The 10,321-nt window shown below is 46.9% G+C and carries 11 protein-coding genes; 10 read left to right on the top strand and 1 reads right to left on the bottom strand.

The window, feature by feature from the left end; genetic code table 11:
• The first annotated feature begins 746 nt into the window (after positions 1-746).
• From rpmH to AC3IRK_RS15695, 8 genes are all read left to right on the top strand, one after another.
• Positions 747-881 carry a 50S ribosomal protein L34 gene (gene rpmH / locus AC3IRK_RS15730; protein WP_012371910.1) on the top strand — a complete coding sequence of 45 codons (135 nt, stop codon included), beginning with the start codon at positions 747-749 and terminating at the stop codon, positions 879-881.
• A 168-nt stretch (positions 882-1,049) separates the two neighbouring features.
• On the top strand, positions 1,050-1,400 hold the full coding sequence (rnpA, locus tag AC3IRK_RS15725; protein WP_012371909.1) for a ribonuclease P protein component: 351 nt from the start codon (positions 1,050-1,052) through the stop codon (positions 1,398-1,400).
• Between the two features lie 102 nt (positions 1,401-1,502).
• Positions 1,503-2,357, top strand: a complete 855-nt coding sequence (gene yidC / locus AC3IRK_RS15720) for a membrane protein insertase YidC (RefSeq protein WP_114596777.1) — start codon at positions 1,503-1,505, stop codon at positions 2,355-2,357.
• A gap of 147 nt (positions 2,358-2,504) precedes the next feature.
• Complete coding sequence (gene mnmE, locus AC3IRK_RS15715; protein ID WP_304999546.1) at positions 2,505-3,887, top strand: tRNA uridine-5-carboxymethylaminomethyl(34) synthesis GTPase MnmE; 1,383 nt, start codon at positions 2,505-2,507, stop codon at positions 3,885-3,887.
• 42 nt (positions 3,888-3,929) lie between these two features.
• Positions 3,930-5,816, top strand: coding sequence for a tRNA uridine-5-carboxymethylaminomethyl(34) synthesis enzyme MnmG (mnmG, locus tag AC3IRK_RS15710; protein WP_489170231.1), 1,887 nt, complete (start codon positions 3,930-3,932; stop codon positions 5,814-5,816).
• A gap of 5 nt (positions 5,817-5,821) precedes the next feature.
• On the top strand, positions 5,822-6,538 hold the full coding sequence (gene rsmG / locus AC3IRK_RS15705; RefSeq protein WP_489170230.1) for a 16S rRNA (guanine(527)-N(7))-methyltransferase RsmG: 717 nt from the start codon (positions 5,822-5,824) through the stop codon (positions 6,536-6,538).
• 48 nt (positions 6,539-6,586) lie between these two features.
• A complete protein-coding gene (gene noc, locus AC3IRK_RS15700; protein WP_131973583.1) occupies positions 6,587-7,423 on the top strand; it encodes a nucleoid occlusion protein in 837 nt (278 codons plus the stop codon).
• A 41-nt stretch (positions 7,424-7,464) separates the two neighbouring features.
• Positions 7,465-8,229: a ParB/RepB/Spo0J family partition protein gene (locus tag AC3IRK_RS15695; RefSeq protein ID WP_131973582.1), complete on the top strand. Its 765-nt coding sequence runs from the start codon at positions 7,465-7,467 to the stop codon at positions 8,227-8,229.
• Between the two features lie 85 nt (positions 8,230-8,314).
• Here AC3IRK_RS15695 and yyaC read toward each other — a convergent pair whose 3' ends face one another.
• Complete coding sequence (yyaC, locus tag AC3IRK_RS15690) at positions 8,315-8,941, bottom strand: spore protease YyaC (RefSeq protein ID WP_370528970.1); 627 nt, start codon at positions 8,939-8,941, stop codon at positions 8,315-8,317.
• Positions 8,942-9,127: 186 nt separating this feature from the next.
• On the opposite strand from yyaC, the gene AC3IRK_RS15685 reads away from it, so the two are divergent.
• Both AC3IRK_RS15685 and AC3IRK_RS15680 read left to right on the top strand, forming a co-directional pair.
• Positions 9,128-10,057, top strand: coding sequence for a mechanosensitive ion channel family protein (locus AC3IRK_RS15685; protein WP_131503622.1), 930 nt, complete (start codon positions 9,128-9,130; stop codon positions 10,055-10,057).
• Positions 10,029-10,217 carry a DUF951 domain-containing protein gene (locus tag AC3IRK_RS15680; protein ID WP_012371900.1) on the top strand — a complete coding sequence of 63 codons (189 nt, stop codon included), beginning with the start codon at positions 10,029-10,031 and terminating at the stop codon, positions 10,215-10,217. Before AC3IRK_RS15685 ends, AC3IRK_RS15680 begins: the two co-directional genes overlap by 29 nt.
• Positions 10,218-10,321 lie beyond the last annotated feature (104 nt).

Below are 10,321 nucleotides of genomic sequence, written 5' to 3'. Positions count from 1 at the left end.
AAATACCCCCCTTTTTCTATCATGATATAAAAAACTATACACAGCTTTATGCACAGGACAAAGTTAATGAAGGAACACGACTTATCCCCAGAACATAAAAACTGTGGATAACGTTATCCACAGGGGCTGATTTCTGTGTATAAAGTTATCCACAGGTTGTGTATAACTTGAAGAATCAATTTGTCTTACGTTCTTGTTATGCACAATTAGTGTATCAAATGAAATGAGGTCTGGCAATGCTTAGAACGATTTATCCACAAGTAAATCCACATATACACAGGCAGTTACCCACAGGCTGTGGACAGTGTGGATAAACTGTGGATAAGGTGTGTATAACTTTTCGAAAGAGGAAGCGTTCAGAAATAGTTATGCACAAAATGAAAAAAGTGGCGTTAAAAATTCTAAAAACAAACCTTGACGTTGATTTTAAAAAATACTATTGTAGACAAAGTGATGAGTTATCCACGGAAAGTGTGGATAGTGTGGATAAGTCTGTGGATAGTTTGAAAAAGGGATTGTTTGATTCGTTTTCCATTCCATCCGATCGACAAATCGTATCGTATGATATGAAACCGACTGGGGAATCCTATTTTCACGAATCCCGTCATTTTTTGCTGAAAATGCTTGTGATAATTCTTCTGAACTTTCATTGACAAGGTCACTTTTGCTTTATATAATGTACAAGACTGCCTTAAAGTAGAAAACGATGATTTTTATAGAGTAATTTTTAAAGGAGGTGCAGACTAATGAAACCAACTTTCAACCCAAACAACCGTAAGCGCAAAAAAGTTCACGGATTCCGTGCGCGCATGGCAACGAAGAGTGGCCGCCGGATCTTGGCTGCTCGCCGTCTTAAAGGCCGCAAAGCCTTGACTGTATAATCGAGCGATGATGAGATCACTTCTGGCGCTGCCTGAAGTGATCTTTTTTTTGTAGTTTTAAGGGATGTTCGTGCTTTTGTCACAAGACCCCTCTCGCAGAGCGGGTTTGTTCTATGATATGATGAAAGACGACGAATTTTCGTGATGACAGGATGGAGTGTGATCAAGGTGAAGAAGGAATACCGCGTCAAGAAAGACAAGGAGTTCCAAGCGGTGTTTACTCGGGGAGCCTCTGTCGCAAATCGGCAATTTGTCGTATATGCACTAAAGAAAGAGCAGCAAACTCACTTTCGGATTGGTTTATCGGTGAGTAAGAAAATCGGGAATGCCGTTGTCCGTAACCAGGTTAAACGGTATGTACGTGAAGCATGCCAGCTTCATGAAGCCTCGCTGGCCCCGAATTATGATTTTGTGATCATCGCACGCAATCCGGCTGCGAAGATGACTGCTCAAGAAGTTGCTGACAGTTTACGCCATGTCTTTAAACGATCCGGTGTATGGAAGCGACAGGTAAAATAAACGTGTAGTATATCCTGTTGATTTGTAGCGGCCACTCGCCTGCTTCTATATATAGATAGAACTTCGAGGACCGACCACGTGTAAACATTACTAGGAGGAATTATGAACAAGAGAACTAAGATTTGGCTGACTCTCGGATTGATGTCCGTACTCGCGGTCGTTCTATCCGGTTGTACACCTGGGACATACGGAACAGGTGAACCGATTACTGGTGACACAGAAGGCTTCTGGAAACATTACTTTGTTTGGCCGATGGCTTGGCTCATTCGTGAAATTTCGCATTTCTTTAATGGGGATTACGGAATCGGAATCATCGTCACGACGTTACTTGTTCGTCTCGTCATCTTGCCGTTGATGATCAAACAAACGAAAAGTATGGGTGGTATGCAAGTTATCCAGCCAGAAATGATGAAGCTTCGTGAGAAGTACAGTTCGAAAGATCAGGAAACACAGCAGAAACTGCAACAGGAAATGATGAAGCTGTACCAAGAGCACAATGTCAATCCGCTTGCCGGCTGTTTACCGATCTTGATTCAAATGCCGATTTTGATTGCTTTCTATAACGCAATCATCTATACACCGGCAATTTTCCAACACACGTTCCTCTGGTTCGATCTTGGAAAACCGGATCCGTATTTCATCTTACCGATTTTGTCTGCTATCTTTACGTACTTGCAGCAAAAACTCTCGATGGCTGGACAAGATGATAATCCACAGATGAAAATCATGTTGTATGTCTTCCCGATCATGATCTTCGTCATGGGTGTAACGTTACCATCAGCCTTGTCGCTGTACTGGGTCGTCGGTTACATCTTCTCGATCATCGTCACGATTGCAATCATGAAGCCGATGCGTGAGAAAATCAAAGCGCAGACGGAAGCAACGATTGCTTCAAAACGCGAACAAGAAGCGGCGAACGCTGCTCCTGCTCCGAAAAAACCGAAAAAGAAACGTTAACAATAAGTGAGAGCGATACTCCGTTTTACAGAGTGTCGCTCTTTTTCTTTTGCGCTATTTCGTGTATAGTTGTCACGTTATACCCATTTAAATAGTCCTGAACATTAAATATAGAAAAGATTGCAGAAAACGAGGTGTGAATAACTGATGATGGAATTTGATACGATAGCCGCCATTTCGACGCCGATGGGTGAAGGAGCGATTGCGATTGTCCGTTTGTCCGGTCCTAAAGCAGTCGAAACAGCCGATCGCGTCTACCGTGGTGCCAACCGGTTGAAGGAAGTCCCGACACATACGATTCATTATGGAAAACTGGTTGAACGGACGACAGAACAAGTCGTCGATGAAGTCATGGTCAGTGTCATGCGGGCACCGAAAACCTTTACGCGGGAAGATGTCGTCGAACTGAATTGTCACGGCGGAATCGTTGCCGTCAATCGGGTGCTCGAACTGATCCTCGAACAACCGGACGTTCGTCTCGCAGAACCGGGTGAATTCACGAAACGGGCTTTCCTGAACGGTCGGATTGACTTGTCCCAAGCAGAAGCCGTCATGGACTTGATCCGGGCGAAAACGGACCGGGCGATGACGGTCGCGGTTGGTCAAATCGAAGGACGCTTGTCAAAACTGGTCCAGGATTTACGGGAACAATTGTTGCAGACGATTGCTTCGATTGAAGTCAACATCGACTATCCGGAATATGATGCCGAAGAAATGACGCAGCAAATCGTCCAAAAAGATGCGGGTGAAGTTCGCCGTATTCTAACGGAACTGTTGTCGACGGCGCGACAGGGAAAAATCCTGCGCGAAGGCTTGTCGACCGCGATCATCGGACGTCCGAATGTCGGGAAATCGTCTTTGCTCAACACATTGGTGCAAGAAGCAAAAGCCATTGTCACGGATATTGCCGGGACGACACGGGATACGATTGAAGAATACGTCAATGTCCGCGGTGTCCCGCTGAAATTAATTGATACGGCCGGTATCCGGGAAACAGAAGATATCGTCGAGCGGATGGGTGTCGAAAAATCGCGGCAAGCATTAAACTCAGCCGACTTGATTTTACTCGTCTTAAACGGAAATGATGCATTGACGGAAGAGGACGTCTTATTATTCGAAGCAATTCGGGGGATGAACGCCATCATCATCGTCAATAAAAGTGATTTGACACAAGCGATCGATTTGACGCGTGTCAATGAACTGGCAGAGGGCCGTCCCGTCGTCACGACATCACTGCTCGAAGAAGCAGGTGTTACCGATCTTGAGGCAGCCATTGCCTCGCTCTTCTTTGAACAAGGGGTCGAGGGTCAGGACATGACGTACGTCTCGAATGCCCGTCACATTCAACTCATTAAACAGGCGAGTCAGATGATTGAAGATGCACTCGGTGCGGCAGAAGCGTCGATGCCGATTGACATGGTCCAGATCGACTTACGCCGGGCGTGGGATACACTCGGTGAAATTAATGGAGATACAGCGCAAGACAGTTTACTCGATAAATTGTTCTCGCAATTTTGTTTAGGGAAATAAACGTTGTCAGGTTGTTGATTTTTAAAAGGAGGAACCACAGTTATGGCTTATCAAGCAGGCGAATTCGATGTCATCGTCATCGGAGCCGGTCATGCAGGGATTGAAGCATCTCTTGCAGCCGCTCGTATGGGTTCAAAAACCGTCATGTTGACGATGAACCCCGACATGGTCGGATTCATGTATTGTAATCCGTCAATCGGCGGTCCGGCAAAAGGAATCGTCGTCCGGGAAATCGATGCCCTCGGCGGAGAAATGGCACGGGCGATCGACGCGACGTACATTCAAATGAAAATGCTTAACACCTCAAAAGGTCCTGCTGTTCGTGCACTTCGGGCACAGGCAGATAAATTCGAGTATCAAAACCGGATGAAAAAAGCGCTCGAAGACGAACCGAATCTGTTATTACGCCAAGCACTCGTCGAGCGGTTAATCATCGAAGACGATACGTGTGTCGGCGTCGTCACGAATACAGGAGCCGAGTACCGGGCAAAAGCGGTCATCATTACGACAGGCACATTCATGCGCGGGAAAATCATCATCGGTGAACTGTCTTATGAGAGTGGTCCGAACAACCAGATGCCGTCGGTCAACTTGTCGAAACATCTGGAAGAACTCGGCTTCGAGCTCGCCCGTTTCAAAACGGGTACACCACCCCGAATCGACGGGAAAACGATCGATTATTCGAAAACGGAAATCCAACCTGGAGATGAAGTGGCGTTGCCGTTCAGTCATGAAACGACACAAATGATCACGGAACAGATTCCATGCTGGTTGACGTATACAACGGAATATACCCATCAGTTGATCGATGCGAATCTTCACCGTTCCCCGATGTTTTCCGGGATGATCAAAGGAACGGGTCCGCGTTACTGCCCGTCGATTGAAGATAAAGTCGTCCGGTTCAGTGATAAACCGCGTCACCAGATCTTCCTTGAGCCGGAAGGGCGTGACACGGAAGAAGTTTACGTCCAAGGACTTTCAACGAGTCTGCCGGAAGACGTTCAACATGATATTTTACGGTCGATTCCGGGTCTTGAAAAATCAGAAATGATGCGTCCCGGTTATGCGATCGAATATGATGCGGTCGTTCCGACACAACTTTGGCCGACGCTTGAAACAAAACGGATTGCCGGACTATTCACGGCCGGACAAATCAACGGGACAAGCGGCTACGAAGAAGCAGCCGGACAAGGCATCATGGCCGGCATCAACGCGGCACTGAAAGTTCAGGAAAGAGATCCGCTCATTCTGTCGCGTTCACAAGGATACATCGGTGTCATGATCGATGATCTCGTCACAAAAGGAACGAACGAACCGTACCGTCTCTTGACGTCACGTGCCGAATACCGGTTATTGTTGCGTCATGACAATGCGGATTTACGTTTATCCGATATCGGACATGAGCTCGGACTGATCAACGAAACAAGACACGCGAAACTGGCCGAGAAAAAAGAAGAAATCAAGCGGGAAATGAAACGACTCAAAAAAGTCGTCATCAAAGCAACGAGTGAGGTCAATGAACGGTTGACGGAAATCGGTGTTTCTCCGTTAAAAGAGGCATTACATGCCATCACGTTACTGAAACGTCCGGAAATCACGTATGCGATGATTGCAGAAATGACACCGGCGCCGGTCGCTCTTTCTCCGGAAGCAGCGGAACAGGTCGAAATCCAGGTCAAATATGCGGGATACATCGACAAACAGCTCGATCAAGTCGAACGGATGATGCGGATGGAGAAAAAACGGATTCCGGAACGTCTCGATTACGATGTCATCAGTGGTCTTGCGATTGAAGCAAAACAAAAACTAAACCAAGTGCGTCCGCTCTCGATCGGACAGGCATCACGGATTTCAGGTGTCAATCCATCTGATATTTCGATTTTGCTTGTCTATATCGAACAAGGCCAATACGCATTGACTGCGGAGTGAAGAGAATGAATCAACAGCAATTCGTAACCGCATTAGCGGAGCAAGGACTCGAAGTCTCAGATCATCAATTGCAACAGTTCCGTAAGTATTATGAACTGCTTGTCGAATGGAATGAGAAAATGAATTTGACGGCCATCACGGATGAAGAAGGTGTTTATTTAAAACACTTTTATGATTCGATCACAGCCGCATTCTACTTTGACTTCACGGAAGTCGAAACCGTCTGTGACGTCGGTGCCGGTGCCGGTTTCCCGAGTCTGCCGATCAAAATCATGTTCCCGCATCTGAAAGTCACAATCATTGACTCACTCAATAAACGAATCGGGTTCTTGAACATGCTCGCAACAGAACTTGGACTTGAAGGCGTTGCCTTCCACCACGGACGTGCCGAAGAATTCGGGAAAAATAAACAGTTCCGGGAACATTTTGATGTCGTGACAGCGCGTGCCGTTGCCCGGATGTCGGTTCTTGCGGAATACTGTTTACCGCTTGCTAAAGTTGGCGGTCAATTCGTCGCTTTAAAAGCCGCGAAACTGGGTGAAGAACTGGAAGAAGGCGCGACAGCCTTGAAGGTATTGGGTGGAAATTTGCGGGAAAGTTTCCAATTCCAATTGCCAGGAGAAGAAAGTGAGCGTAATATCGTAATTGTCGATAAAAAACGATTAACACCCGGGAAATATCCGCGTAAAGCAGGTACACCGGCAAAAGATCCACTGGGTTAAACACCGTTTCACGTGAAACGATGACTGATGAAGGCGAGGTACACCAACGTGAAGAATGCAATTGCCAAACTGCTCGGTAAGGGAGGACAAACCGTTTCCCTAGAGCTGGATCCACAAGATACCGTCCGTGAGTTAAAGTTAACGGAATTGGTCGCCAACCAGTTCCAACCGCGGACTGTCTTTGACGGGGAACGGATTACCGAACTAGCGACCACGATTGAAGAACATGGTTTACTGCAACCGATTGTCGTCCGAAAACAAGGCGAAGGATATGAAATCATCGCCGGCGAACGCCGTTTTCGGGCTGTTCAATCGCTCGGATGGGAGACGATTCCCGCTATCATTAAACAGATGACAGACGAGACGACGGCTGCCCTCGCACTCATCGAAAATCTACAACGTGAAGAATTGACACCGATCGAAGAAGCCGAAGCATACGCGCGGTTGCTTGCCATGCAAGAAATCACACAGGAAGTGTTGGCGCGCAGACTCGGACGGAGCCAGTCGACGATTGCGAATAAGCTTCGTTTGCTTCGGTTACCGGAAACGGTTCGTGAAGCTCTGAAACAACGGAAAATCACGGAACGTCATGCGCGGGCCCTCCTGCCGTTAAAAGCAGCTGACTTACAGCTTCAGGTTTTGATTGAAATCATTGAACGGGAATGGAACGTCAAAGAGACGGAACAACGGGTTGAACGGTTGTTGACACCAAAAGTTCCTAAAAAACGTCATAAAAGTTTTGCCCGGGATACACGAATTGCATTGAACACGATTCGTGATTCCGTCGATATGATTGAACGGACCGGTTTGACGGTCGAAAAAGAAGAAGTGGATTGTGAAGAATATGTCGAGGTGCGGATCCGCATCGTGAAGGCACGTCCGTAAACTAGCGGTCGTGCCTTCCGCTACGTTTAGGAGAGATTAGCATGAATGAAATACCGATTGGAGCAATCCGGCCGAATCCGGGACAACCGCGGAAACAGTTCCACGAGAAAGCGTTGGCAGAACTCGCCAACTCCTTGACACGCCATGGAATGATTCAACCGATCGTCGTTCGTCCACGTGAGGGGTTTTACGAAATCATCGCCGGCGAACGACGTTATCAAGCTGCAAAACAAGCCGGATTTAATCGTGTCCCGGTCTTGATTATTGAAGCGAATGAAACCCGTGTCATGGAACTGGCATTGATCGAAAATATCCAACGTGCCGATTTGAGTGCGATTGAAGAAGCGATGGCGTACGCCGAGATGCTCGAAGAGTTTAACATCACACAGGCAGAGCTTGCGAACCGGGTCGGAAAAAGCCGTTCCCACATCACGAACAGTCTCCGTTTACTGCAGTTACCGGTCGAGGTCCAGCAAGCCGTCATGGAAGAACGGTTATCGATGGGACATGCACGGGCTTTATTGTCCTTAAAGCATCCACTGAAGATCGAACGGATGGCGGAACGTGTCATGCGTGAAAATTGGAATGTCCGGCGCCTCGAACAGGAGTTGCGTGAAAAAAAACAGGTGCGTCCGGCAGCCAAACAGTCAACGGAACTGGATTTCATCGAAGAAACGTTACGGGAACGGATTGGGGCGACTGTCCGCATTAAGATGACGAAACAAGCTGGAAAACTCGAAATTGATTTTACGGACGAGGACGATTTAAATCGAATTCTCGAACTGCTTTTACCTGAAGAAGATTAACAGCAAAGGATCCATTCCAGTATGGTACTTGGAATGGATCCTTTTTTTGAAACTTACAGGATAAAGGAAAGGAGAAACACTGCCCTTAAATTGAACGTGGTGTGAAGGAGATGGTCGTACGTGTTGTCTCAGCTGCTAATTTCGTATCGAGCAAGGCAAAACTATCAGCGACGAGTTCAGCCAACGCATAAACAAGATGGAGGCGTGTATTTTGAAGGATCATCATTTCCATAAAGCCACTGACATTGACGACAGCTTTAATATTAAAATCACCGACAGCCGGTAATTCTTTTTGGACACCGGCACCAGGAGCAAGCGGACCTTCCGAGAAGAAGACATGACCGACACTTGAAAGGCGGCCGAGACAGGCATCGATGGCGATGACGAGCGGACGGTAATGTGTCGTTTGAATCGAATGAATGGTTTCGGCCAGATTCAATGCATGGACCGGTTTGGCTAATGTCCCATAGACATGCATGTTCGCCGGTCGATTTTTTTCCAAAAAGGTTCCGACGAGCGGTCCGAGTGAGTCGCCGGTTGACCGGTCGGAACCGATACAGACAAGGACGACGGGACGGTTTTCCTTCATGGCATTGACCTGTTCATGTAATTGTTCCGCCAGTCGTTCCTTAGCGAATGGTTCCGTATATTCTAGAAAGAAAGAATAGGGCTTTTTTTCGTGAGAATGAAAACGGAAATTCATCTGGATCATCCTTTCTTCTCCTGATGTCAGCATCCTGGTGTCGTGGTGAGAGTGAAGGCGTTCTGTAATGATTTTCCTTTCCCGGTTTTTGTGAAAATCTAACGTCAAAATCGGTTCTTTGGTTGAAAGTCATTTAAAATCACGTATACTGTCGTAATAGAGAGAAGATAGAGAGAAGTCGAAAGGATGGAGAGAATGGCTACCAATAAAGACGTACAGGATTCAGTCGCCCAGGTTGACCGGATTCTAGACCAAGTCATGGACGCAGACATGTGGATCCGCTTTGGATTGAAGTTATTGATCGCCCTGATTATCATCGCCGGTTTTTATGTACTGATGCGTATTTTAACAGGTGCGGTTTCGCGATTATTTACGATTCGAAAAATCAATGAGCATGATTCATTGGCGCAACGCCAAAATGAAACGTTGTTGAAACTGCTCCAAAATGCTATCCGTTATGTTCTTGGAATCGTCATGCTCTTGACGGTCCTCAGTCAGTTCGGAATCAACATTACAGGTCTTGTCGCCAGTGCCGGTATCGCCGGTCTTGCCATTTCGTTTGGGGCAAAGAACCTGGTTCAGGATATCATTACCGGGGCCTTCATCATCTTTGAACGACAGTTTAAAGTCGGTGACTTCGTCCGTGTCGGTTTGATTGAAGGGGTCGTCACAGAACTCGGAATCCGGACGACGAAGTTAAAAGGATTGAATGGAGAAATCCACATCATTCCGAACGGACAAATCTTACAGGTGACGAACTTTTCCGTCGACAACAGTTTTGCTTTAGTCGATGTGCAAGTATCGTATGAAGAAGATTTGGAACGGGTCGAACAGGTCTTGCATCAAATTGCTAACACGACGACGGAAAAATATACCGACATGTTTATCGAGCCGATCCAAATGCTTGGCGTCCAGACACTTGGACCGTCAGAAGTCGTCTACCGCCTGATGGCAGAAGTGCCACCGATGCAACATTTCCAGGCCGGTCGTTTGATCCGGAAAGAACTCAAGCAGGGACTCGAACTGGAAGGAATTAAGATTCCGTATCCACGGATGGTCATGATGAATACAGAACAAGGGAATGGTGGTCAAGCCGATGATGCCAAAAACGTACAATCTTCATGATTATGTCGAAATGAAAAAACAACATCCTTGCGGAACGAACCGTTGGCAAATCATTCGTGTCGGGATGGACATCCGCATTAAATGTCAAGGATGCGGAGCGAGTATCCTGATGCCGCGCCGCGACTTCGATAAGCGTTTGAAAAAAGTCTTACCTGAATGAATACGAGCAAACCCCTGGCGACCGGAAAAGGTCTTCAGGGGTTTGTTGCTGTTCCTTTAATCAAATACAAGACTGCTTTAAACTACAGCAAAACGTACATGAAA

The organism is Exiguobacterium sp. GL_137 (assembly GCF_057834585.1).
Note: the sequence above shows the minus strand (reverse complement) of the source record. Positions and strands in the feature narration are given on the sequence as shown.

Bases quoted from the DNA above. Each gene is read 5' to 3' on its own strand.
- rpmH (WP_012371910.1), top strand. From the start codon at position 747: ATGAAACCAACTTTCAACCCAAACAACCGTAAGCGCAAAAAAGTTCAC.
- yidC (WP_114596777.1), top strand. From the start codon at position 1,503: ATGAACAAGAGAACTAAGATTTGGCTGACTCTCGGATTGATGTCCGTA.
- mnmE (WP_304999546.1), top strand. From the start codon at position 2,505: ATGATGGAATTTGATACGATAGCCGCCATTTCGACGCCGATGGGTGAA.
- mnmG (WP_489170231.1), top strand. From the start codon at position 3,930: ATGGCTTATCAAGCAGGCGAATTCGATGTCATCGTCATCGGAGCCGGT.
- rsmG (WP_489170230.1), top strand. From the start codon at position 5,822: ATGAATCAACAGCAATTCGTAACCGCATTAGCGGAGCAAGGACTCGAA.
- AC3IRK_RS15695 (WP_131973582.1), top strand. From the start codon at position 7,465: ATGAATGAAATACCGATTGGAGCAATCCGGCCGAATCCGGGACAACCG.
- yyaC (WP_370528970.1), bottom strand. From the start codon at position 8,941: ATGATCCAGATGAATTTCCGTTTTCATTCTCACGAAAAAAAGCCCTAT.
- AC3IRK_RS15685 (WP_131503622.1), top strand. From the start codon at position 9,128: ATGGCTACCAATAAAGACGTACAGGATTCAGTCGCCCAGGTTGACCGG.
- AC3IRK_RS15680 (WP_012371900.1), top strand. From the start codon at position 10,029: ATGATGCCAAAAACGTACAATCTTCATGATTATGTCGAAATGAAAAAA.